Annotated in this window: 24 protein-coding genes and 1 pseudogene; 19 read left to right on the top strand and 6 right to left on the bottom strand. The window is 65.0% G+C overall.

Annotation, left to right across the window (positions count from 1 at the left end):
• Positions 1-106 precede the first annotated feature (106 nt).
• Positions 107-319, top strand: a complete 213-nt coding sequence (locus AC0L3B_RS24150) for a hypothetical protein (RefSeq protein WP_085353209.1) — start codon at positions 107-109, stop codon at positions 317-319.
• A gap of 152 nt (positions 320-471) precedes the next feature.
• Here AC0L3B_RS24150 and AC0L3B_RS24155 read toward each other — a convergent pair whose 3' ends face one another.
• On the bottom strand, positions 472-645 hold the full coding sequence (locus tag AC0L3B_RS24155) for a hypothetical protein (RefSeq protein ID WP_018458042.1): 174 nt from the start codon (positions 643-645) through the stop codon (positions 472-474).
• Positions 646-844: 199 nt separating this feature from the next.
• Here AC0L3B_RS24155 and AC0L3B_RS24160 point away from each other — a divergent pair, with 199 nt between their 5' ends.
• Positions 845-1423 carry a hypothetical protein gene (locus AC0L3B_RS24160; RefSeq protein WP_247487493.1) on the top strand — a complete coding sequence of 193 codons (579 nt, stop codon included), beginning with the start codon at positions 845-847 and terminating at the stop codon, positions 1421-1423.
• A gap of 26 nt (positions 1424-1449) precedes the next feature.
• Here the strand turns inward: AC0L3B_RS24160 and AC0L3B_RS24165 are convergent.
• Positions 1450-1666 (bottom strand): annotated as a pseudogene (locus tag AC0L3B_RS24165) (hypothetical protein).
• Positions 1666-1932, bottom strand: a complete 267-nt coding sequence (locus tag AC0L3B_RS24170; RefSeq protein WP_473381132.1) for a hypothetical protein — start codon at positions 1930-1932, stop codon at positions 1666-1668. The pseudogene AC0L3B_RS24165 and the gene AC0L3B_RS24170 overlap by 1 nt, the downstream one beginning before the upstream one ends.
• 694 nt (positions 1933-2626) lie before the next feature.
• Here AC0L3B_RS24170 and ilvD point away from each other — a divergent pair.
• Positions 2627-4351 (top strand): dihydroxy-acid dehydratase, encoded by a 1725-nt coding sequence (gene ilvD / locus AC0L3B_RS24175; RefSeq protein WP_446481451.1) that lies wholly within the window; start codon positions 2627-2629, stop codon positions 4349-4351.
• Positions 4338-5159, top strand: a complete 822-nt coding sequence (locus AC0L3B_RS24180) for a tetratricopeptide repeat protein (RefSeq protein ID WP_007590646.1) — start codon at positions 4338-4340, stop codon at positions 5157-5159. Before ilvD ends, AC0L3B_RS24180 begins: the two co-directional genes overlap by 14 nt.
• Before the next feature lie 15 nt (positions 5160-5174).
• Here AC0L3B_RS24180 and xth read toward each other — a convergent pair whose 3' ends face one another.
• On the bottom strand, positions 5175-5972 hold the full coding sequence (gene xth / locus AC0L3B_RS24185; RefSeq protein WP_473381133.1) for an exodeoxyribonuclease III: 798 nt from the start codon (positions 5970-5972) through the stop codon (positions 5175-5177).
• A gap of 133 nt (positions 5973-6105) precedes the next feature.
• Between xth and AC0L3B_RS24190 the strand changes: the two genes are divergently transcribed.
• Positions 6106-8436 (top strand): hybrid sensor histidine kinase/response regulator, encoded by a 2331-nt coding sequence (locus AC0L3B_RS24190; protein ID WP_473381134.1) that lies wholly within the window; start codon positions 6106-6108, stop codon positions 8434-8436.
• Positions 8437-8445: 9 nt separating this feature from the next.
• Here the strand turns inward: AC0L3B_RS24190 and erpA are convergent, their stop codons facing one another.
• Entirely contained in the window at positions 8446-8775 is a 330-nt protein-coding gene (gene erpA, locus AC0L3B_RS24195) for an iron-sulfur cluster insertion protein ErpA (RefSeq protein ID WP_007610737.1), read from the bottom strand.
• A 134-nt stretch (positions 8776-8909) separates the two neighbouring features.
• On the opposite strand from erpA, the gene AC0L3B_RS24200 reads away from it, so the two are divergent.
• The 12 genes from AC0L3B_RS24200 to surE all read left to right on the top strand — a co-directional run bounded on the left by AC0L3B_RS24200 (position 8910) and on the right by surE (position 21031).
• Positions 8910-10118 (top strand): deoxyguanosinetriphosphate triphosphohydrolase, encoded by a 1209-nt coding sequence (locus tag AC0L3B_RS24200; protein ID WP_026233487.1) that lies wholly within the window; start codon positions 8910-8912, stop codon positions 10116-10118.
• Between the two features lie 9 nt (positions 10119-10127).
• Positions 10128-11918: an arginine--tRNA ligase gene (gene argS, locus AC0L3B_RS24205; RefSeq protein WP_473381135.1), complete on the top strand. Its 1791-nt coding sequence runs from the start codon at positions 10128-10130 to the stop codon at positions 11916-11918.
• A gap of 139 nt (positions 11919-12057) precedes the next feature.
• Positions 12058-13632: an SPOR domain-containing protein gene (locus AC0L3B_RS24210; RefSeq protein WP_247392821.1), complete on the top strand. Its 1575-nt coding sequence runs from the start codon at positions 12058-12060 to the stop codon at positions 13630-13632.
• Positions 13633-13677: 45 nt separating this feature from the next.
• Positions 13678-14706, top strand: a complete 1029-nt coding sequence (gene nagZ, locus AC0L3B_RS24215; RefSeq protein WP_247409280.1) for a beta-N-acetylhexosaminidase — start codon at positions 13678-13680, stop codon at positions 14704-14706.
• Positions 14703-15542 carry a segregation and condensation protein A gene (locus AC0L3B_RS24220; protein ID WP_027518127.1) on the top strand — a complete coding sequence of 280 codons (840 nt, stop codon included), beginning with the start codon at positions 14703-14705 and terminating at the stop codon, positions 15540-15542. The genes nagZ and AC0L3B_RS24220 overlap by 4 nt, the downstream gene beginning before the upstream one ends.
• A gap of 21 nt (positions 15543-15563) precedes the next feature.
• The gene (gene scpB, locus AC0L3B_RS24225) at positions 15564-16316 is read left to right on the top strand and encodes an SMC-Scp complex subunit ScpB (RefSeq protein ID WP_018458030.1); all 753 of its coding nucleotides are present in this window, start codon (positions 15564-15566) and stop codon (positions 16314-16316) included.
• Positions 16317-16482: 166 nt separating this feature from the next.
• The gene (locus AC0L3B_RS24230; protein ID WP_007610722.1) at positions 16483-16719 is read left to right on the top strand and encodes a twin-arginine translocase TatA/TatE family subunit; all 237 of its coding nucleotides are present in this window, start codon (positions 16483-16485) and stop codon (positions 16717-16719) included.
• Between the two features lie 88 nt (positions 16720-16807).
• Complete coding sequence (gene tatB / locus AC0L3B_RS24235) at positions 16808-17362, top strand: Sec-independent protein translocase protein TatB (protein WP_018458029.1); 555 nt, start codon at positions 16808-16810, stop codon at positions 17360-17362.
• Positions 17359-18171 carry a twin-arginine translocase subunit TatC gene (tatC, locus tag AC0L3B_RS24240; RefSeq protein ID WP_018458028.1) on the top strand — a complete coding sequence of 271 codons (813 nt, stop codon included), beginning with the start codon at positions 17359-17361 and terminating at the stop codon, positions 18169-18171. The genes tatB and tatC overlap by 4 nt, the downstream gene beginning before the upstream one ends.
• 199 nt (positions 18172-18370) lie before the next feature.
• Positions 18371-19702, top strand: coding sequence for a serine--tRNA ligase (gene serS, locus AC0L3B_RS24245; protein WP_247392815.1), 1332 nt, complete (start codon positions 18371-18373; stop codon positions 19700-19702).
• A gap of 94 nt (positions 19703-19796) precedes the next feature.
• A complete protein-coding gene (locus AC0L3B_RS24250; protein WP_247392816.1) occupies positions 19797-20159 on the top strand; it encodes a hypothetical protein in 363 nt (120 codons plus the stop codon).
• Between the two features lie 104 nt (positions 20160-20263).
• On the top strand, positions 20264-21031 hold the full coding sequence (gene surE, locus AC0L3B_RS24255) for a 5'/3'-nucleotidase SurE (protein WP_085353192.1): 768 nt from the start codon (positions 20264-20266) through the stop codon (positions 21029-21031).
• A 35-nt stretch (positions 21032-21066) separates the two neighbouring features.
• Here the strand turns inward: surE and AC0L3B_RS24260 are convergent, their stop codons facing one another.
• Entirely contained in the window at positions 21067-21438 is a 372-nt protein-coding gene (locus AC0L3B_RS24260; protein ID WP_007590670.1) for a response regulator, read from the bottom strand.
• A gap of 225 nt (positions 21439-21663) precedes the next feature.
• Here AC0L3B_RS24260 and AC0L3B_RS24265 point away from each other — a divergent pair, with 225 nt between their 5' ends.
• Positions 21664-22314, top strand: a complete 651-nt coding sequence (locus AC0L3B_RS24265; protein WP_026233485.1) for a protein-L-isoaspartate(D-aspartate) O-methyltransferase — start codon at positions 21664-21666, stop codon at positions 22312-22314.
• A gap of 109 nt (positions 22315-22423) precedes the next feature.
• Positions 22424-23809 (top strand): LysM peptidoglycan-binding domain-containing M23 family metallopeptidase, encoded by a 1386-nt coding sequence (locus AC0L3B_RS24270; RefSeq protein ID WP_247548107.1) that lies wholly within the window; start codon positions 22424-22426, stop codon positions 23807-23809.
• Positions 23810-23927: the final 118 nt, after the last annotated feature.

The following is a 23927-nucleotide window of genomic DNA, read 5'->3' on the forward strand; positions in this document are numbered from 1 at the left end:
AGATGCGGGGACGCCTGCGGCGATTTTCCGCAGTGGAAATGCCGGCGCCCGCTGCGGTGCAGCGCGCCTCGCGAGATTGTTTTGTCGTGCCTCACAGGGCGATCCCATGCGCCTCCTTGCGGTCATCATGTTTGGACTCATGACGGCAGCCTGCAACCAGGAGCAGGAGATCACCGGCTCGACCCCGGTGTGCGCGATGCGGAACTTTACCTCCTTCAATCCCCGCGACATGACCCAGTGCGTTGCCGCCTGCAAGGCGTGCGACCACGGCAACACGGTCACCTGCAGCACGTCGTGCACGCTCAAGGGCGCCCGCTGAGCGGCTCCGCCTCCTGGTTCGGGGCCGACGGTGTCTCGACGGTGTTTTGGCACCGGAACGATTCACATGGATCAATCATTGAAAGGATGGCAGGACGCGGAGTCCTTTGGAATGGGTATGCTCGATCCCGGTCGGTTCCTGGTGTCATGCTCTCACTGCGCAGCCTGGCCGATGGCCGCCAATGTAAGACGTTCGAGCTGGTCGGCTTCGCCGAACGAGGTCCGCTTCGTTTGCCCGCGCTGCCGCCGCGAGGAGACCGCGATCATCTCCGCCTCCGGCGAGTTGACGCCGATCCGGCGCGTCGACGTCCCGCCGCGCGACGTCACCGCGGCCTGGGCTCAGGCCCAGCGCCCAAGAGGGCGAGCGTAGCCCGCCGTTTAAGGAGAAGAGGCCGAGCGCAGCCAGCTGAGGGCAAGAGGGCGCGCGTCACCATCCGTCGGGACCTCTGATGAGGCAGTTGGAACTGCCGCGGGAGGTGATCCAAGCAGGTGCAAATGTGCTAGGATCGTCGGCATGAGTTCATCCATGCCCCGTCCAATCCTGCCGCCCCTCGGCGACCGTTTCCGCCTTAACCCGGTCGCGGCGCGCCTTGCGCCGCTGTTCGGCTTCGCGCTGCTGATCGTGTCATGCGCGCTGGCAAGCTTTGCATTCGCCTGTGCCACGCCGTTTGCGGCTTGCGCGGTTGTCGCCGCCGCCATGCTGCCGCTGCGTCCGGCGCTGCTCGTCGTCACGGGCGCCTGGCTGGTGAACCAGGGCATCGGCTTCGGCGCGCTGCACTATCCGATCGACCCCAGCACTATCGCCTGGGGCTTCGTCATCGGCGCTGCTGCGCTGCTATCGACCGCAGCAGCATCGACGGTCCTCCGTAGGCTGCCGCAAGGCCGCACGCCGCTGATGCTTGCGATTGCATTCGTTGCCGCCTACGCGGTCTATGAGTTCGCGCTGCTTGCCGCGACGCCGGTCCTGGGCGGCGAGGGCGCCTTCACCGCCGCCATCGTGACACGGATCGGGCTGACCAGCGCCATCTGGCTCGCCGGCCTCGTCGCCGCCTGTGAGATCGTCCGTCTGGCCGATCCGTTCGGGCGCGCGATGCGGAACGCCTGAGCGCCAACCAAGGCACTGAAGTCCGGTCAGGCCGATAACCGGACCTTTGCCCAGCGCTGCAAGGCGACCGCTGTCCAAACCGTCTCGACAAACCCGAACGGCCAGGCGCCCTGGAGAAAGCCATAGACCCCGCTGAGCGCGCAGGCTGCCGCGAAGGCCAGCACGAAATGCGGTCCGCGCGGCTCGAGCGCGTAAACAGCAGCATCGCACTGATCGCAGTCCGAAGATTGTGATTGCGTCCATCAGCCGGCCGGAGGCTTCGGCTTCTTGGCGACACCGCGGGTGTGGAAGACGGCGGACCCCATCACCGGCCACAGCGCGGCCGTCGCGGTCAGAACGGTCGCGGCGCACATTGCAGCCAGCACGGACGATCGGATTTTCAAGCCGCGCGTCCGCGATCGACAGACGATCCAGACCCAGGCGCAGACCACGACGGCGATGGACAGTTTCGCCATCAGCCCGTGCGCACGGTCGAGCACCGCGATCAGGCTGCCCACGCTGGCGAGCACGACAGCGGGTACCCTGCGCCCTCTTGGACAAGAGGGTGAAGCGACGAAGCAAAGCTCGGGCGGAATCAGCCGCGAGAACGCGAAGCGTGTCTGCAAGTTGAATCTGCATTGGCGGATGGCGATTGCTGCCCCTTGCTCCGTCATTGCGAGCGCAGCGAAGCGATCCAGAGTCTTTCCGCGGAGGATTCTGGATTGCTTCCGCCTTCGCTAAAGCTTCGGCGGACAAGTCGCTCCGCTCGCAAAGACGATGTGGAGAGAGTGTGCACAACACTTCGATCTGTGGCCTGGACGCAGCGCCCTTGCAGCGCGTCCGGACAGGCGGGGAGATGAAGGCGCCGACTCACCTTGGCTGCGCCTCGTGGTCGCGCCGAAGTTGCAACGCAGGCACGCACCGGAAACTTGAAGTGGATTGTCCTCCCGCCGGGGGTATCGCAGTAAGCTCGATCGTGTCCTCACGGCCACGATTGTGCCGTCCGTGCAACACCCGTCACGGATTTAACCATCTTCTCTGTCCGTTCGCATCGACGCCGCTTTTTGGCCACACCCGAACATGAATAAAATCACTCGAATATTTTAGCGGCAGCGGTGATCCTGGAAGACGACGGAAATCCCCAAGGTCGATTCAAAAGGTCGATTAAAGTCTTGGCTCTGATTTTTCGGGTCTGAAAGGGTTGGCCGGGGAAACTGGTTTGCGATGGACGCGAAGAGCAACATCAAGCAGAGGCTGCCGAGCCGTCACGTGACGGAAGGTCCTGCGCGCGCGCCCCATCGCTCCTACCTCTACGCCATGGGTCTGACCACCGACCAGATCCACCAGCCCTTCGTCGGCGTCGCCTCGTGCTGGAACGAGGCCGCGCCCTGCAACATCTCCCTGATGCGCCAGGCGCAGGCGGTGAAGAAGGGCGTCGCAGCCGCCGGCGGCACGCCGCGCGAGTTCTGCACCATCACCGTGACCGACGGCATCGCGATGGGGCATGACGGCATGCGCTCCTCGCTGCCGTCGCGCGAATGCATCGCCGATTCCGTCGAACTGACGATCCGCGGCCACGCCTATGACGCTCTCGTTGGCCTGGCCGGCTGCGACAAGTCGCTGCCGGGCATGATGATGGCGATGGTCCGTCTCAACGTGCCCTCGATCTTCATCTATGGCGGCTCGATCCTGCCCGGCAATTTCCGGGGCCAGCAGGTGACCGTGCAGGACATGTTCGAAGCCGTCGGCAAGCACTCGGTCGGCGCAATGTCGGACGAGGACCTCGACGAGATCGAGCGCGTGGCGTGCCCCTCGGCGGGTGCCTGCGGCGCGCAGTTCACCGCCAACACGATGGCGACCGTCTCCGAGGCGATCGGGCTGGCCTTGCCGTACTCGGCCGGTGCTCCGGCACCCTATGAAATTCGCGACGCCTTCTGCATGACCGCGGGCGAGCAGGTCATGGAGCTGATCGCCCAAAACATCCGGCCACGCGACATCGTCACCCTCAAGGCGCTGGAGAATGCCGCCGCCGTGGTCGCCGCGTCCGGTGGCTCGACTAATGCTGCACTGCACCTGCCGGCAATCGCGCACGAGTGCGGCATCAAGTTCGACCTGTTCGACGTCGCCGAAATCTTCAAAAAGACACCGTACGTCGCGGATTTGAAGCCAGGCGGCCGTTATGTCGCCAAAGACATGTTTGAAGTAGGTGGCATACCGCTTCTGATGAAGACGCTGCTCGACAACGGATTTCTCCACGGTGACTGCATGACCGTCACCGGTCGAACGATCGCCGAAAACCTCAAAAGCGTGAAGTGGAATCCGCACCAGGACGTGGTGCACCCGGCAGACAAGCCCATCACCGTCACCGGCGGTGTGGTCGGTCTGAAGGGCAATCTGGCGCCAGAAGGTGCGATCGTGAAAGTCGCGGGAATGTCCAACCTCAGGTTCACCGGTCCGGCCAGGTGCTTCGACCGTGAGGAGGATGCTTTCGAGGCCGTCCAGAAGCGCACCTACCGCGAAGGCGAAGTCATCGTGATCCGCTACGAGGGGCCGAAGGGCGGTCCCGGCATGCGGGAAATGCTCCAGACCACCGCGGCGCTGACCGGCCAGGGCATGGGCGGCAAGATCGCGCTCATCACCGACGGCCGCTTCTCCGGCGCCACCCGCGGCTTCTGCATCGGCCATGTCGGGCCGGAAGCCGCCATCGGCGGCCCGATCGGGTTGCTGGAGGACGGCGATATCATCGAAATCGACGCGGTCGCCGGTACCCTTAACGTAAAATTGAGCGACCAGGAGCTTGCCAAACGCAAGACCAAATGGACCGCTCGCGCGACTAACCACACGACGGGCGCGCTCTGGAAATATGCTCAGCAGGTTGGACCAGCGGTCGGTGGGGCAGTGACCCATCCGGGCGGCGCGCACGAGAAACAGTGCTATGCGGACATCTAGGCGTACCATCGTTGCATTTGTGTTGGGGGCTACTGCGCTGGCCGCGCCGGCGCTCGCCTTTGACGGCGCACCCGTCAGCCAGAAGGATGCGACCATCCCGGTGGTCACGACCTTGCCGGGCGCAGCAGGCAAGGTGCGCAATGTACCGCCAGTCGTGCCCCAGGAAACCTCGCTCAGCGCCCTGCAATATGCCGCGGAGGGTGGCCACCCCATCGCGCAGTGGAAGCTCGGCCGCATGTACGCCAATGGCGACGGCGTCGCCCAGGACGATGTGCGTGCGTTCGAGTATTTCACCCGCATCGCCAACGCGCACGCCGAAGACAGCCCGTCCGCGCCGCAGGCGCAGATCGTCGCCAACGCCTTTGTGGCGCTCGGCCGCTATTATCTCAGCGGCATCCCGAATTCGAAGGTCAAGCCGGACCAGGAGCGGGCGCGGGAGATGTTTTCCTATGCCGCGTCCTATTTCGGCAATGCGGATGCGCAATACGATCTCGCCCGCCTGTACCTGAAGACGCCGGACGCTTCGCGCGAGGATTTCCGCTACGGCGCGCGCTGGCTTGGGCTCGCCGCGCAGAAGGGTCAGCACGAGGCCCAGGCGCTGCTCGGCCAGATGCTGTTCAACGGTGACCGCCTGCCGCGGCAGGCCGCCCGCGGCCTGATGTGGCTGACGCTGGCGCGCGACAGCGCAGGCAGCGACGAGACCTGGATCAAGGAAAACTACAACCGCGCCTTCGCAAAGGCCTCCGACGACGATCGCGCCATGTGCCTGCAGATGCTGGAGCAATGGGTGCAGGGTCGACGGGAGTGATGGGTTGAGGCGGCCTCACGCCGCCTCAAGATCGAGATCCGCCCACACCGGCACGTGGTCCGACGGCTTCTCCCAGCTGCGCACATAGCTGTCGATGCCGACATTGGCGAGCCGGTCGCTGGCCTGTGGCGACAGCAGAAGGTGGTCGATCCGCAGGCCGTGGTTCTTCTGCCAGGCGCCGGCCTGGTAGTCCCAGAACGTGTAGAGCCCGGGCTCGTCGGTGACGGCCCGAAGCGCATCGGTCAGGCCGAGGCCGAGCAGGGACTGAAAACTTTCCCGCGTCTCGGCCTTGAACAGGGCGTCCTCGGTCCAGGCGGCGGGATTATGGACGTCCCGGGCATGCGGGATGACGTTGAAGTCGCCTGCGAGGATCAGCGGCTCCTCGGTCTTGAGGCGCTCCTTCGAATACTCAAGAAGCCGCGACATCCATTTGAGCTTGTAGGGATATTTCTCGGTGCCGACCGGATTGCCGTTGGGCAGATAGAGGCAGGCGATGCGCAGCACGCCGGACTTGAGCGTCACCACGCCTTCGAGGAAGCGGGCATGCGCATCCTTGTCGTCGCCGGCCAGCCCCGACTTGGTCTCGTCGAACCGGAGCTTGGAGAGCAGGGCGACACCGTTGAACGTCTTCTGCCCGTGGGTGACCACGTTGTAGCCGAGCGCCTCGATCTCCAGCCGCGGGAAGGCGTCGTCGACGCATTTGATCTCCTGGAGGCAGACGATGTCCGGCTGGCACTCCTTCAGCCAGGTCAGGAGGAGATCGATGCGCTGCCGGACCGAGTTCACGTTCCAGGTGGCTATTCTGATGGGCATCTTGGCGGCTCCGGGCAGGGGCCATGGTTAGAACAAAATGCAAACGCGCCCGTCAAGGACGCTGCGAAATCTCCCACAAAATTAACCCGGCTTAAGTCGGGCCTGGGCCATTGATCGTGAAAAGGTTTTTCGAATGGGACGGCCGAACAAAGCCATGAAGCGAACCGAGCCCCGCGACGGGTTGATCGGCGCGTTCCTGTACTGGCTCGGCGGCTACGAGATCGAGGACGGCCTGACCGCCGGTCTCAGCGAGCGCGAGCTGAGCCGCATCCGTGCCAAGCAGATCGACGCGGTGATACGCCTGATCCCGGTGACGATGGCCGTCACTATGCTCAACGTCGCGGTGGTGCTGATTTTGTTCTGGGGTCGTGGCTGGAACGACTTTCTCGCGATCTGGGGCATGACCCTCGCGACCGCCGCCTCGCTCGCGGTGCGCGCGTGGCGGCGCTCCCACCAAAGCCCGCCTCAGGAAGCCTCACCCCGCGCCGCGCGGCAGATGTTGCGGCAGGCGTTCTTCCTCGCCGCAATCTGGGGCACGCTGCCGGTCGCGCTGTTCAGCCGCATCGAGCCGACCAGTCAGCTCATTCTGGCCTGCCTTATGGTCGGCATGATGTCCGGCGGTGCCTTCACGCTCTCGACCTTCCCGCGTGCGGGCCTTGTCTATCTCGCGACGACGACGATCGCCTGCGCCGGTGCGTTGCTGTTATGCGGCACCGGGCCTTACCTCGTGACCGCCGTGTTCCTGCTGCTGTTCGCGTTCTTCATGGCGCGCAACATCGTCTCGCAAGGCAATCTGTTCCTTGGCAATCTCAAGGCCCAGCTTGAGCTCGAGCGCCAGACCGAGATCATCTCGCTGTTGCTGAAAGATTTTCAGGAGAACGCCAGCGACTGGCTGTGGCAGACCGACGCCGAAGGGCATTTGGTCGACGTGCCCGAGCGCTTCGCCGCGGTCGCACAGCTGCCACTGCCCTTGCTGAAGGGCTCGCATTTCGCCGACGTGCTCGACATGCTGTGCCCCGAAGACAAGAGCGCGGCCTACAATGTCGTCGGCCTGATGGAGCACGCCGAACCGCTGCACGAGATGAATCTCAAGGTCGTCGCCGGCGGCGAGGCGCGGCTGTGGTCGCTCACCGCGAAGCCGGCCTACGACCGCGACGGTCAATTCCTCGGCTATCGCGGCTTCGGCCGCGACGTGACCGAGCGCTGGCGCGCGGAAAAGGCCGAGGCCGAGAGCCGCGCCAAATCGGATTTCCTCGCGGTGATGAGCCACGAGATCCGCACGCCGATGAACGGCGTGCTCGGGCTTGCCAGCATGCTTCTGGAGACAAAACTCGATCCGGAGCAGCACGAGGCCGTCACCACGATCCGCGAGTCCGGCGACAATCTCCAGCGCATCCTCAACGACATCCTGGACCTCTCCAAGCTCGAGGCCGGACGCTTCGCATTCGAGGTGATCGACTTCGCGCCGCAGGCGCTGGTAGAGACATTGGCGACCGTCGTGCGCGCGAGTGCCAAGAGCAAGGGGCTCGCGGTCAAGGTCAAGCTCGATCCGAACCTGCCGCCGACGCTGCGCGGCGATGTCGCGCGTATCCGCCAGGTCCTGCTCAACCTCGCATCCAACGCGGTGAAGTTCACCGACCAAGGCGAAGTCACGATCGCAGCCGTCTGTCAGGCCCGCCGCGATCTGCTCGCCACCGTCGAATGGAGCGTGACCGACAGCGGTATCGGCATCGCCCCCGAGAAGCTTGGCCAGCTCTTCTCCGACTTCGCGCAGGCCGACGCCTCGATCAGCCGCCGCTTCGGCGGGACCGGGCTTGGGCTTGCGATCTCCCGGCGCATCATCGAACAGATGGGCGGCACCATCGGCGTCACCTCGACGCCGGGCGAGGGCTCGACATTCAGCTTCACGCTGGTGCTGCCCTGGAGCCAGGAGCAGGCATCCGACTACATTGCCGACCGCGACGAAGCCGACGACCTCAAGGCGCGTATCGCGAGTCTCGACCGACCGCTGAGGGTGCTGGTCGCCGAGGACGACGCCGTCAACCGCATGGTCGTGAGCAAGATGCTTGGCGCCTTCGATGTCGAGTTGCGCGTCGTGACCGACGGTGTTGACGCCGTCGCGGCCATGTCCCAAGGCGAATACGATATCGTGCTGATGGACGTGCGGATGCCCGACATGGACGGCCTTGCCGCAACCCGGGCGATCCGTGCGCAAGGTGGCCGATTCGAATCCTTGCCGATCATCGCGCTCACCGCCAATGCCTTCCCCGAGGACGTCAAAATCTGCCGCGAGGCCGGCATGTCGGACTTCCTGGCCAAGCCGCTACGCAAACCCGCGCTGCTGGCGGCGCTGCTGCGCGCGCTCGATGGACATGTGATGGCGGGAGACGCACCACTTCAGCCGGAGCTCATGTCGGTCGACGTGGAGTGGACGGACGAGGAAAGGCAGATGACCGGCGCCTAGCCGGCGACGTCAGATCGAGAAGCTGGTCCCGCAGCCGCAGGACGCCGTGGCGTTCGGATTGTTGACGCGGAACGAGGCGCCGATCAGATCGTCGACGAAATCGACCTGCGACCCCGCCAGGAACGGCTGCGAGGCGGAATCGACCAGCACCACCGCATTGTCCTGCTCGATCACGAGATCGTCGTCAGTGCGGGCACGGTCAATGTCGAACTTGTACTGGAAGCCGGAACAGCCTCCGCCCTCGACCGAGATCCGCAGCATCGCGCCAGACCCTTCGCCCTTGAGGATCTCCCCAATCCGGCGTGCGGCCTTGTCACTGATGGTCACGTCAGTCGTCATCGTTCGTCTCCGATAGGCCCGCGGTCACACCAAGGTCACCTGAAGGTCACGTGCCCTATTCAGTTGGTATCCCGCGTCCGGCATAGTTAAGTGCCACCATACGCAGAATCAAATGGATAGAGACTAAATTCGCCGTGTCCGTCGGAATGGCTGCCCCCCACGCGCCCTATGCCTGCGATCCCGAGCGCAGTCGCGGCCGATTGGTCGCGGAACCGCCAAGCCGGACCCGCAGCCCGTTTCGACGGGATTGCGACCGGGTGATCCATTCCACCGCGTTCCGCCGGCTGAAATACAAGACCCAGGTGTTCGTGTTCCACGAGGGCGACCACTACCGCACCCGGCTGACCCATTCGCTGGAGGTGGCGCAGATCGCCCGCGCGCTGGCCCGGCAGCTCGGGCTGGACGAGGACCTCACGGAAACCCTGGCGCTCGCCCACGATCTCGGCCATCCGCCGTTCGGGCACGCCGGCGAGCGGGCGCTGGACGCCTGCCTGAAGGATTTTGGCGGCTTCGATCACAACGCCCAGACGCTCCGCGTCGTTGCGGCCCTGGAACAGCGCTATCCCGAATTCGACGGGCTCAACCTGACCTGGGAAGCGCTCGAGGGCATCGTCAAGCACAACGGCCCGCTGACCGATCGCAGCGGTGCGCCGGCCGGGCGTTATCGCGAGCGCGGCGTTCCCGTCGGCATCGCCGACTACATCAAGATCTATGATCTCGAATTGTGGAGTTTCGCCTCGCTGGAGGCACAGGTCGCCGCGATCGCGGACGACATCGCCTATGATGCCCACGATATCGACGACGGTCTGCGCGCCGGCCTGTTTCACCTCGACGACCTCAAGGTGATGCCGCTGACCGCGGAGATTATCGCCGAGACTTCTGCGCATTACCCCGATCTCGAAGACGTCAGGCGCGGCGCCGAGCTGGTGCGCGAGCTGATCTCACACTTGATCGGTGCCGTGTTCGCCGAGGCCCAGATAAACCTTGCCGCCGTGAAACCGCAATCCGCACAGGACGTGCGCCAGCAGAGCCGGGCATTGATCGCATTCCCCGCCGCGGTCGCCGAGGAGGAGGCCGCCATCAAGCGCTTTCTCTATCAGCACATGTACCGCCACAAGCGGGTCATGCGGGTGATGGGCGAGGCGGAACAGATCCTGTTCGACCTGTTCGCAAAATACCTCACCTCGCCCGGCGAGCTGCCGCCGGAATGGCTGGTCGGGGCGGAGGCGGACAATGAGGGCGACCGGGCCCGCCGGATCGGGAATTTCATTGCCGGAATGACCGACCGTTTCGCCCTGACCGAGCACCAGCGGCTCTTTGACTCGACCCCGGATTTGCGTTAGGCGGCGCCCATGCCCGACACATCCTCAGCACTGCACCTGTTCGCCGACGTGCTCGCACGCGTGCACGCGGTCTGCCGCGCGCTCGCGGCGGAAGCCAACTGGCCCGAGGGCATCGATTTCTCGCGCGTGGTGGTCGAGCCGCCGCGCGATGCTTCCCATGGCGACATGGCGACCAACGCAGCCATGGTGCTTGCGAAAGAGGCAAAGGCAAAGCCGCGCGACCTCGCCGAGCAGATCGCCGAACGGCTGCGCGCGGACCCGTTGATCGCCAAGGTCGACGTCGCAGGTCCAGGCTTCATCAACCTGACGCTGGAGCCGGCCGCATGGGCCGAGGCGCTACGGACCGTGCTGCGCGAGGGCGCCGATTACGGCCGCGTCCGCGGCGGCTCCAAGGTCAACGTCGAATATGTCTCCGCCAACCCCACCGGACCGATGCATGTCGGCCATTGCCGCGGCGCCGTGTTCGGCGATGCGCTGGCGAGCCTGCTTGAATTCGCAGGCCGTGACGTCACGCGCGAATATTACATCAACGACGCCGGCGCGCAGGTCGACGTGCTCGCCCGCTCCGCGTTCCTCCGGTATCGCGAGGCGCTCGGCGAAGACATCGGCGCGATGCCGGAAGGCCTCTATCCCGGCGACTATCTGAAGCCGGTCGGGCAGGCGCTGGCGCAGGAGCACGGCGACAAGCTCCTCGCCGTGAGCGAGGGCGCGTGGCTACCGACGGTGCGCGCCAAGGCGATCGCGATGATGATGGACGAGATCAAGGATGATCTCGCCGCGCTCAACATCCGCCACGACGTGTTCTTCTCCGAGCGCTCGCTGCAGGACGCCAGCAACAACAAGGTCGCCGAGACCATCGATTTCCTGCGCGCCAAGGGCGACGTCTACCAGGGCCGTCTGCCGCCCCCAAAGGGGGCTCCGACCGAGGATTGGGAAGATCGCGAGCAGTTGCTGTTCAAGGCGACCGCCTATGGCGACGACGTCGATCGCCCGCTGATCAAGTCGGATAATTCCTACACCTACTTCGCCGCCGACATCGCCTACCACAAGAACAAGTTCGATCGTGGTTTCGCGGAGATGATCGACGTCTGGGGCGCCGACCATGGCGGCTACATCAAGCGCATGCAGGCGGCGGTGAAGGCGACCACCTCCGGCAAGGGGGCGCTCGACGTCAAGATCGTCCAGCTGGTGAAGTTGCTGCGCAACGGCGAGCCGGTGAAAATGTCCAAGCGGAGCGGGGACTTCGTCACCTTGCGTGAGGTGGTGGATGAAGTCGGCCAGGACGCCGTCCGCTTCATGATGCTCTACCGCAAGAACGACGCGGTGCTCGACTTCGACCTCGCCAAGGTCATGGAACAGTCGCGTGACAACCCGGTGTTCTACGTGCAGTACGGCCACGCCCGCGGCCACTCGATCTTCCGCAACGCCCGGGCCGAGGTGTTCCCGGAACTCCCGGAGGAAACGGAAAAGCGCATCGCCTGGCTGGGTGAGTCGGCGGTGGAACGGCTGTCGAACCCGGCTGAACTCGACCTTCTTAAGCGGCTCGCAATATTTCCGCGCATGCTGGAAGCGGCCGCAACCGCCCACGAGCCGCACCGAATTGCCTTCTATCTCTATGATTTAGCCAGCGAATTTCATGCACTTTGGACGAAGGGGCGCGATTTGCCCTATTTACGCTTCATTATCAATAATGATGCAGATCTAACGAAGGCGCGGCTGGCCATGGTCCAGGGCGTCGTCTCTGTCCTGGCATCGGGCCTCGCCATCCTCGGCGTCCATGCTCCGGACGAGATGCGGTAGTTTGGGGCGAACTACTTAAGGGATTTCGGGGGTAACCGGCAGAAGCCGGATCGCTTAGACTTGGTTGAAAGCCTTGTGGGTCGAAAGCCGCGCCTTGGTCGAGGGGCGCGCGGCTTTCCCGAAGGGACGCATCATCACGATGGCCGAACGATATCAGGACAGACCGTTTCCTTCCGATGACTATCGCGGTGGCGATCAGCATGGGAGGGCGGAGAACGGTGATCCCTTGGCCGAACTTGCTCGCCTGATCGGGCAAACCGATCCGTTCGCAGCGCAAGGGCGGCCGGGCGTGCACCCGCCTGCAGCACCTGCGCCTGCCCAGAGCTATCAGGACGATGACTATCGCCAGGACGATGGCCAGCAGGACTATGCCGAGCAGGCCCCGCCGCCGCCCGGGCCACCCTCATGGATGCGGCGCGCCAATGTGCAGCCGCAGACGGTGCCAGCTGAGCCTGCCTATCCCGCTTCCGTAAACCCGGTTCATCCACTGCATCGTTATTCAGCCCAGCCGACTGCGCCCGAGCCTGAACCTGATTATCGTCAGCCGCAGGCCTATCCGGATCAGGCCTATCAAGCTCGCACCCATCAGGGGCAGGCCTATCAGGATCAGGCATATCAGCAGCCCGATCAGGCTTACCAGGAGCAAGCCCACCAGCAGCCCGATCCGGCGCGCTACGACGAGGCGCTCTACGGACGGCTGGAGGCGGGCGAGCAGGACTATCAGCGCGATCCCGCCTATCCCGACGATCCTTACGCGTTCCAGAGCGACTATCCCGAGGCCGATCTCGACGAGCCGAAGAAGCAGCGCGGCGGCATGATGACCGTCGCGGCGATCCTGGCCCTTGCCGTGGTCGGGACCGGCGCTGCGTTCGCTTACAAGACCTATGTGGGCTCGCCCCGCAGCGGCGAGCCGCCGATCATCAAGGCCGACAACACGCCGACCAAAATCGTGCCGGCGCCGTCGGACTCCTCAGCCAAGGTACCGGACCGCATGGTCACCGGAGATGGCGCCGAGAAGATAGTGCCGCGCGAGGAGGCGCCTGTCGACGTCAACGCCAAGGCGGGAGGTCCCCGCGTGGTGTTCCCGGCGCTGAACCAGAACGCGAACCCGCCGCCAGTCGCGAGCGTGTCGCCGTCCAGCATTCCGCTGTCGAGTGCGGGCCCGAATCCGAGTAACGGCACGCTGCCGAACAATTCGCCGCGCGCGATCAGGACCGTGGCCGTGAAGGGCGATCAGACCGACGCCACCGCGTCGCAAGCGGCCACGGCCGCGAAGCCGACAGCTCTCCCGAAGCCCGTTGCGGCACCAGCTGCACCACGCACGCCGCCGACCTCGGCCAATGCCAGTGCCAATCAGCCGCTCTCGCTGGCGCCGCAATCGGCGCCGGCCGCGGAGCCACCGCAGCGGATGGCTGCGACCAATCCGACGCAAATTGCGCCCGCGAGCAGCGGTGGCGGCGGCTACGTCGTGCAGGTCTCCTCGCAGCAGACCGAGGATAGCGCCCACGCCTCCTACCGGGTGCTTCAGAGCAAGTACGGCAGCGTGCTTGGCTCCCGCGCACCCGTGGTCAAGCGGGTCGACCTGACCGACAAGGGCAAGGGAATCGTCTACCGCGCCTTCGCTGGGCCGTACGGATCGCTCGAAGAGGCGAACCAGGCCTGCAACAGTTTGAAATCCGCTGGCCTGTCTGCCTGCTTCGTCCAGAGGAATTAACGGCCGTTTCCTTGACCCTCTCGCGGGTCAGGGTTAATCGGCCGTATGAGCACGCGGGCCTTCATTACCGGCGTTTCCGGAACGGAACTAACCGCCGCCGAGCGGGAGTTTATCCGCAGCGAACGCCCGTGGGGCTTCATCCTCTTCAAGCGCAATGTCGAGACGCCGGCTCAAGTTGCTGCACTCGTTGCGGAATTGCGGGCGGTTGCGGGTTTCGCTGATGCCCCTGTCCTGATCGATCAGGAGGGTGGGCGGGTGCAGCGCCTGGCGCCGCCGCATTGGCCGGTCTATCCGCCGGGCGCTATTTTCGCAGGCCTCTACGATACTGATTCGGCGCTCGGGCTGACCGCGGCGCGCCTCAGCGCCCGGCTGATCGCGTGCGATCTCGCAGATCTCGGCATTACCGTGGATTGCTTGCCGCTGGCCGACGTGCCGGTGGCTGGCGCCAACGCCGTCATCGGGAACAGGGCTTACGGCACCGAACCGGGAAAGGTCGCCGCGATCGCCCGCGCGGTCACCGAGGGCCTGGAACAGGGTGGCGTGTTGCCGGTGCTCAAGCACATCCCCGGCCATGGCCGAGCTACGGCCGATACCCATTTCAATCTGCCGACGGTCGACACGTCGCGCGACGAACTGGATCGCACCGACTTCGCGGCATTCAAGCCTTTGGCGGATTTGCCGATGGCCATGACTGCACATGTTGTGTTTAGCGCGGTCGACCCCGCCCATCCGGCGACGACATCTGCGACAATGATCGCTGAGGTGATTCGCGGCGCAATCGGGTTCCAGGGTTTGTTAATGAGTGATGACGTGTCGATGAACGCGCTGTCGGGCAACATCGCCGAACGGACCCGCGCCATTTTTGCGGCCGGCTGCGACATGGCCCTGCATTGCAACGGCAACATCGAGGAAATGCGTGAGGTCGCCGGCCAGACACCCGAACTGGCGGGCAGGGCGCTGGAGCGGGCGAACGCCGCGCTCGCTGCGCGTAAAGGACCGCAACCGTTCGATCGCGCGGCCGCGCGCGCCGAACTGGAGGCATTGATCGCACGGGCAAACACGGCATCGGCATGACCGCAGAAATCCTATCGTTTGAAACCGGGCGGCCCGCAGAGCTCGCCGAGGGTGAGCCGGCGTTGGTGGTGGACGTCGAGGGTTATGAAGGTCCGCTCGACCTGCTGCTCGCACTGGCGCGGCAGCAGAAGGTAGATCTCGCCAAGATCTCGATCCTGGCGCTCGCCGACCAGTATCTCCACTTCATCGAAGCCGCGCGAAAGATCCGCCTCGAGCTCGCCGCCGACTATCTCGTGATGGCGGCATGGCTCGCCTTCTTGAAATCGCGTCTGCTGCTGCCGGAGCCGCCGAGTGCGGAAGGCCCGAGCGCCGAGCAGATGGCAACGGCGCTCGCCAATCGGCTGCGCCGGCTGGAGGCCATTCGTGAAGCCGCCAACCGGCTGATGAACCGGCAGCAATTGCTGCGCGACATTTTCCCGCGCGGCGAGCCCGAGCAGATCGCCGAGATCAGGCATCCGAAATATACCGCGACGCTCTATGACCTGCTCACCGCCTATGCCGCGCAGCGCCAGTCGCGCGTGCTGGCGAGCGTGCATCTGGCCAAGCGCACGGTGTGGTCGCTCGCCGAGGCGCGCGCCACGCTGGAGCGGCTGGTCGGCAGCATCAGCGAGCAAGACGATTGGGGCGTTCTCGACGATTTTCTGCTTCAGCATGTCGCCGATCCGACGCAGCGCGCGACGGTGCTCGCCTCGAGTTTCGCGGCTGCGCTCGAGCTGGTGCGCGAAGGTCAGCTCGAGCTGAATCAGAAAGAGGCGTTTGCGCCCATCTATTTCCGGAAGGGGCGCCCCAAGCCGGTCATGGACGCAGCTCCTGCGCCCGATGCGCCGGTCGCTTAAGTGCAACAAGGAGAATCTGCCATGGCAAGCCTGGCTGAAGTGCGGGTAGAAGAGGCCGAGCCGATGGAGAACGAGTCCCAGGCACGTCCCGAAGAATTGCGGCTGCTGGAAGCGCTGCTGTTCGCTTCGAATGAACCGCTGGACACCGCGACGCTGGCCAAGCGCATGCCCGAGGGCGTCGACGTGAAGGCCGCGCTCGAGCAGTTGCAGGCCGACTACTCCCTGCGCGGCGTGAATCTCGTGCGGGTCGCCAACAAATGGACCTTCCGTACCGCGGGCGATCTCGCCTGGCTGATGACCCGCGAGAGCACCGAGACCCGCCGCCTGTCGCGCGCCGCGATCGAAGTGCTGGCGATCATCGCCTATCACCAGCCGGTGACGCGCGCCGAGATCGAGGAGATCCGCGGCGTCGTCACCTCGAAGGGCACGCTGGACGTGCTGCTGGAAACCGGCTGGATCAAGCCGCGCGGTCGTCGCAAGACGCCGGGCCGTCCCTTGACCTTCGGAACCACCGAGGACTTCCTGTCGCAGTTTACTCTGGAACAGCTCGGCGATTTGCCGGGCCTGGAGGAGCTGAAGGGCACGGGCCTGCTGGATTCGCGCCTGCCGACCGGATTCAGCGTGCCGACGCCGTCGGATGACCCGACTTTGCGGGAAGACGAGGATCCGCTGGAGCCGGGCGAGGACCTTGATCTGGCGCTGGCGCCCGCGGTCGAGCCCGAGACGCCGCCGGAAGGCGGCCATGAGGGGGGCGGGGGTGGCAGCGAGGACTGAAGTCCCGGCCTTTTACCGGCCGCCTGCGACCAGTTAACACTAGCAAAATTACGTAGCGCCAACAGCGAATTGGCGCTGCCTTGGTCCTTGTTTTTGACACCTGCCAAGCCTAGGTTTCGGTGAAGATCGGCCGGTCCCCGGCCATGCGCGTTTGGAGGGTTGCAGGATGGGTTCACTCAGCATTTGGCACTGGGTCCTGGTGATCGCAGTGGTCCTGCTGCTGTTCGGTCGCGGCAAGATCTCGGATCTGATGGGCGACGTGGCGCAGGGCATCAAGGCGTTCAAGAAGGGCATGCAGGACGACGACAAGGTCGCCGACAAGCCCGAGCCGGCCAAGTCCATCGAGCACAACAATGCCGCGCCGACCGCGGCACGGTCGGACGTCGGCAGCAAGGCCGTCTGAGCCAGAGAGCACGCGAGACGCGGGTAGCGGACCCGATCCTGCGCGCGAGGGATTGGGCCGGCTGCGGCTGGCGTGAACGGAAGACCTCATGTTCGACATCGGGTGGAGTGAACTGGTCCTGATCGGGGTCGTGGCCCTGATCGCCATCGGCCCGAAAGAGCTGCCGGGCGTGCTGCGCATGGTCGGGCAGTGGATGGGCAAGGCGCGCAAGATGGCCGCCGAATTCCAGGGCCAATTCCAGGAAGCGATGCGCGAGGCCGAAATGGCCGACCTCAAGAAGAGCTTCGACGAGGTCAAGGAAGCGGCTTCCGGCTTCGCCGGCAACAATTTGATGACCTCGCTCCAGAAAGACGTCAGCGACGCGCTCCGCGTCGATGCGCTGGACAAGCCCGCCGAGACCTCGATCTCCACCGCTGTCGAACCGTCGGCGACTTCAAGCGAAGCGCTGACGACGCCCACCACGCCGGAAGCGCCGACGCCGGAGACCTTCGTGGAAGCCGAGGCACATGCGGCCGTGAACGAGCCGCTCGCCATCACCCGTGAGGTCGAGCAGGCGCAGGTCGCTCAAGGTTCGGTCACGCAAGATTCGGTCACCCAGGACACTGCGCCGGCCGAGGCGATTAAGGGCGCCAAAGCGTCATGAGCGCCGCCGATATCGAGGCCAGCAAAGCTCCCCTGATGGACCATTTGATCGAGCTGCGTTCGCGGCTGATCAAAGCGCTGCTCGGCTTCGGCATTGCCTTCATCTTCTGCTTCTTCTTCGCCAAGCAGATCTACAACGTGCTGGTCTGGCCGTTCGTGTGGATCGCGGGTCCCGAGAACTCGAAATTCATCTACACCGCGCTGCTGGAATATTTCATCACCCAGCTCAAGCTCGCGCTGTTCGGCGCCGGCTTCATCTCGTTCCCGATCGTCGCGACACAAATCTATAAGTTCGTCGCTCCCGGACTCTACAAGCACGAGAAGCAGGCCTTCCTGCCGTATCTGGTCGCGACCCCGTTCTTCTTCGTGCTGGGCGCAGCACTGGTCTATTTCGTCGTGCTGCCCATGCTGGTCCGCTTCTCGCTCGGCATGCAGCAGGCCGGCAGTGACGAGACCGCGCAGATCCAGCTGCTGCCCAAGGTCGGCGAATATCTGTCGCTGATGATGTCGCTGATCTTCGCCTTCGGCATCGCCTTCCAGCTTCCGGTGATCCTGACGCTGCTGGGGCGCATCGGCATCGTCACGTCTAAAATGCTGCGCGAGAAGCGCCGCTATTTCATCGTCGTTGCCTTCGTCATCGCGGCCGTTCTGACCCCGCCCGATGTGCTCAGCCAGTGCTCGCTCGCGATTCCCTTGCTCGCGCTCTACGAGGGCTCGATCATCGCGGTGGGAATTGTGGAGAAGAAGGCTGCAGCTTCGCAAGCCTCTAGCGGCACCGACGTATCGACGCCGGCCAATCCGGCAGAGTAGGGCGCCCCATACTCCGGTGTCATTCCCCGCGAAAGCGGGGAATCCAGTACGCCGCGGCCTATCGGGGAATCAGTGATGTTTCTGGAATACTGGATCGCCCGCTTTCGCGGGCGATGACAGCCGTGCTAGGGGAAGCAGCCATTTGCATAAATGCAAATCCAGGATTTGCAGGGTTGCAACAAGCCCCAGGACCACGGCCATGCACGACATCAAATCGATCCGCGACAACCCGCAAGCCTTCGACGCCGGCCTCGCACGACGCGGCCTGAAGCCGATGTCGGCATCGCTGCTTGCGATCGACGAGACCCGGCGTGCGGCGATCCTGGCTTCCGAGCAGGCGCAGGCGCGGCGCAATGCGGCCTCAAAGGAAATCGGCGATGCCAAGAAGACGAAGGACGAGGCGCGCGCGGCGAAGCTGATGGCGGAGGTCGCCGAGCTCAAGACCACCATGCCGGAGCTCGAGGCGACCGCGAAGGCTGCCGACGCGGAGCTCGCCAAGGAGCTGGCGGCGATCCCCAATCTGCCGCTCGGCGAGGTGCCCGATGGTGTCGACGAGCACGGCAATGTGCAGCGCCATGTCTTCGGCAACAGGCGCAACTACGCGTTCGTGCCAAAACCCCATGACGATCTCGGCGCCGCGCTCGGTGACATGGATTTCGAGACCGCAGCGAAGCTCTCCGGCGCGCGCTTCGTCGTGTTGAAGAAGGGACTGGCGCGGCTCGAACGCGCGCTCGGCCAGTTCATGCTGAATCTACACGTTGACGAGCACGGCTATACCGAGATCAATCCGCCGCTGCTCGTGCGCAACGAGATCATGTTCGGCACCGGACAATTGCCGAAGTTCGAGGACGACCAGTTCTGGGCGATCAAGGGCGAATTGCTCGCCGCGCCCGACCATGAGCGGCTCCGGACCGAGCGTCTCGGGATCATTCCGACCGCGGAGGTGGCGCTCACCAATCTCGTCCGAGAATCCATCCTCGACGAAAAGCAGCTGCCGATGCGGCTGACTGCGCTGACGCCGTGTTTTCGCGCGGAGGCGGGCGCCGCAGGGCGCGACACCCGCGGCATGATCCGGCAGCACCAGTTCACCAAGGTCGAACTGGTCTCGATCACGACGCCGGAGACGAGCAAGGACGAGCACGAGCGCATGCTCGCCTGTGCCGAGGAAGTGCTGCGACGGCTTGAGCTGCATTACCGCGTGATGACGCTGTGCACCGGGGATATGGGTTTCTCGTCGCAAAAAACCTATGACATCGAGGTCTGGATGCCGGGTCAGGGCGACGGCGGGGCATTCCGCGAGATCTCAAGCTGCTCGGTTTGCGGCGATTTCCAGGCCCGCCGGATGGACGCGCGCTCGCGCGGCCCCGATGGCAAGCCGCGGTTCGTGCACACGCTCAACGGCTCCGGCACAGCGCTAGGCCGCGCGTTGATCGCCGTGATGGAGACCTATCAGCAAGAGGACGGCTCGATTGCGGTCCCCAGCGTGCTCCAGCCCTATATGGGCGGGCTGAAGGTGGTCGCACGCGACTAGGCGTGCCGCCAATCTGAAACGGAGAAACGTTTGGTTGCGAAGATCGGGCGGCCGGTTATCCTGCCGGCCACCCGACAACGCGAACCGATCGTTCATGGCCTTGCACCGCGATATCTTCTGGGTCGGCAGACAATGGGCGGTGACGGGTGCCGGTATCCAGGCCGTCGATCAGCGGCTGCGTGGCGTGCTCGACATCGCGATCACGCGGCTCTGGGACGACGATCTGGTCCAGAGCCGGCGCGCCAAGCCCGGTGTGAATGCCGCGGATTTCGACCAGGCACTGTCGCTGGCACGCGAACGCTTTCCGCAGGCGCCGGTGCCGGACGCGTTCGTCGCACAGCTGGAGGCGCTCGGCGTCATCGAGGCTCCCATCGTGAGCCCGGTCGTGCCGGCGATGAAATTGCACGCGGAGGGCCGGCTGGCGCGCTTCCTGCCGCAATGGCGCGTTCGCCGATAGCCGGCCAAGCCGGCAACCGGGTGCCGCCCCCAGCCGGCCGGTTTGCCTGATGGGCCCCGGCCGGATAAGACGGCTCAGACCCGCTTCAGGAATCGACCTTTCCCATGCGCATTCTCTGCACCAATGACGACGGCATCCACGCCCCCGGCCTCAAGGTCCTGGAGGAGATCGCGCGTGCATTGTCCGATGACGTCTGGGTGGTCGCGCCTGAGCTCGACCAGTCCGGCGTGTCGCATTCGCTGTCGCTGAACGATCCGCTGCGCCTACGCGAGGTCGGACCGCGGCATTTCGCGGTGCGCGGCACGCCGACCGACTGCGTCATCATGGGCGCGCGCCACATCCTCGGCGCCAAGCTGCCCGATGTCGTGCTGTCCGGCGTCAACAAGGGCCGCAACGTCGCCGAGGACGTGGTCTATTCCGGCACCATCGCCGGCGCGCTGGAGGGCACCATCCTGGGGCTGCCGTCCTTCGCCCTGTCGCAGGAGTTCAGCGTGGAGACCCGCGACCGGCCGCTGTGGGACACGGCCCGCAAATTCGGGCCCGACATCCTGCGCAAGGTGATCGCCGCCGGCATCCCGAAGGACACCGTCATCAACGTCAACTTCCCGGCCTGCGCGCCGGAGGATGTGCTGGGCATCCGCGTGACGCGGCAAGGCAAGCGCAATCTCGGCTTCCTTAGGATCGACGAGCGCAGGGACGGCCGTGGCAATCCGTATTTCTGGATCGGCTTCGAGCGCACCGCGATGATGGATACGCCGGCCGACGGCACCGATCTCGCGGCGCTCCGCGAACGCTACGTCTCCGTCACGCCGCTCAGGCTCGACCGGACCAACGAGGCGTTTTCCGAGGCGCTGAGTGCGACGCTGAAGTAAGTCCGACGCTGAAGTAATCCGACCTGGAATGGGGCCTAGCCGCCGCGAAGCGCGGCTTCGATGGTCTTGCCGAGGGCGTCGAGCTGAAATGGCTTCTGAAGCGCCGGCCGATCGCGGTACTGCTCGGGCAGGCCCGAGGAACCGTATCCGGTGGCGAAGATGAACGGGCAGCCCTTCGCCTTGATGACATCGGCGACCGGCGAGATGACCTTGCCGTTGACGTTGACGTCGAGAATGGCGATGTCGAACTCGGTTGCCTGGGCGAGCCGCATGGCTTCGGTGATGTCGCCCGCCTCGGCTGCGATCTTGTAGCCAAGCTCTTCGAGCATGTCCGCGACCATCATCCTGATCATCACCTCGTCTTCGACGAGGAATACAGAGCGGCCAGTAAGCCCCGTCGCGGTCATGGTCGAGTCCTTGCCCATTGCCAAAAACGTTCGCAGATAACATGAATCGACGCAATGCGCGTTTCGACGAACGGATGCCTGAAAATGGCCATCGCGGCTCGCCCGTTGCAAGCCAATTTATGGTCAACTACGCCATCCGAAGCCTATCATGGGTTCCCTGAGCCGGAACAGGAATCTCGCGCCCGGGTTGGGCGTCCCGGACCGCAAACACAGCACAAGCAGGCAATGACCCCCCATCAGCACCCGCCGGAAAAGATGATGTTTCAGCTCACGCTGAGGCGTCGGGGCATCAGCGACCAGGCGGTCCTGAGGGCCATGGAGGAGGTGCCGCGCGATCAATTCGTCGACGACGCCGATCGGGACGGCGCATATCGCGACAGCGCGCTCCCGATCGCCTGCGGGCAGACCATCAGCCAGCCCTTTGTCGTCGCCTACATGACCGAGCAGCTCCAGCTTCAGAAGAAGCACCGCGTCCTCGAGATCGGCGCCGGCTCGGGCTACCAGGCGGCGGTGCTGTCGCGGCTCGCCGGCCAGGTGTTGACGGTCGAGCGCTACCGCAAGCTTGCGGATGCCGCACGTATCAGGCTTGAAAAACTCAACTATCACAACGTCGAGGTGATGCTGGGCGACGGACTCAATCTGCCCCCCAATATTGGCCCGTTCGATCGCATCATCGTCACGGCCGCGATGGAGCAGCTCCCGGAGAACCTGGTCGAGCGGCTGGAGGTGGGTGGCATCCTGATCGCGCCCGTCGGCCCGCATCAGGGGGTGCAGACGCTGATCCGGCTGAGCCGGACCGAAGCCGGGATCGAGCGCAAGGAACTCGTCGAGGTCCGCTTCGTGCCGGCGCTGCCCGGCGTGGCGCGGGAGCTGTAGAATTCCGGATTGGCTGCGCTGCCAACATCTTATTGGGAGGGTTAAGCCGTTATTTACTCGGCGCGTGTTTACTTAAAACACCAGTTCTGTTGCGTACGAGTGAGTAACCATGTCCGTTGCCGCCGAGTTGCTTTACTCGCGCCGTGTGCCGCAGGTCGCGGTGCTGGCGCTGATCTCCTTCAGCTTCGCAGGGTGCAGCGCCGACATGTCGTCGCGCATGTCCCAGTCGAACTTCTCCAATCCCTTCGCGCAGGAATCGACCGGTTCAGTGCAGCAGGCCCCGCCGCCGCAGCGTGAGTTGCCGCAATATTCGCGGCCGCAGACGCAGTCCGGTTATTATCAGTCGCAGCCTTTGCCGCCGGCGGTATCCACGCCGCAATCCTACCCCGTTGCAGCAGGCGGTGTGTCCGGAGGCGGACGCGGCGTGGGCTCCTACGCACCCCCGGCGCAGCCGCATCTCGAGACCACGGCCACCGTGCCGCCACGCTCGGTTGCAGCCGCCCAGCCGGTCGGCGGAACCAAGATCATCGTCGGCACCAGCGATACGCTCGACCTGCTTGCCAAACGCTATCGCGTCACGCCGCAGGCGATCCTCGCCGCCAACGGCTATAAGGGGCCGCGCGCGCTCTCGCCCGGCCAGCAACTGATCATTCCGCACCAAGCTACGGCGGCTGCGCCCGCGCCGCTTATGGCTCCCCTTGCCGCTGCCCCAGCGCCCGCTGCGAAGCCGGTTGCGGCCGTTGCCGCGCCGTCAAGCACGCACTTCGTGAACCACGGCGACACGCTCGCCAGCATTGCCCGCAAGAACCATATCTCGGCGGCCGAATTGGCCCGCGCCAACGGCCTCGATCCCTCTGCAAAACTCAAGCTCGGCGCCAGGCTGGCCGTGCCCGGGGCCAAGACCGCCGCTGTCGCAGCACCGCTTGCCGCGGCTCCGGTCGGAGCCGCTCCCGTCGCGGGGACGCTGCAGCCGGTTGCTGCCGCGCCTGCGCCCGCCACCAAGATGGCCGCCGTCGCCGCGCCGGTGCAGAGCGCGCGCCTGGCCCAGGCCACCGCCAACGTCGAAGACAAGGCCGCGGACACTCCCGCGAAAGCTGCGGAGACCACCAGCGCGCTGCCGACTTTCCGCTGGCCGGTGCGCGGCAAGGTGGTCACGAGCTACGGCGCCAAGACCAATGGCAAATCCAACGACGGCATCAATCTCGCGGTGCCCGAGGGCACGCCGGTCAAGGCGGCCGAAGACGGTGTCGTTGCCTATTCCGGCAACGAGCTGAAAGGTTACGGCAATCTGGTCCTGGTTCGGCACTCCAACGGCTACGTCACCGCATATGCCCATGCGAGTGAGCTGATGGTGAAGCGCGGGGATACCATCAAGCGCGGCCAGGTCATTGCCAAGTCGGGTCAATCCGGGGAGGTGGCGTCGCCGCAGCTCCACTTCGAGATCCGCAAGGGATCGAGCCCGGTTGATCCGCTTCAATTCCTGAACGGGGCGTGATGAGGCCTACATTGTCTCCCAACTGAAGCTGTCGTCGCCCGGCTTAACCGGGCGACCCAGTACGCCGCGGCCTCTCGATCGATCACAACCGTCTCTGGAATACTGGATCTCCCGCTTT

The sequence above is a fragment of the Bradyrhizobium sp. Kon56 genome (genome assembly GCF_055807635.1).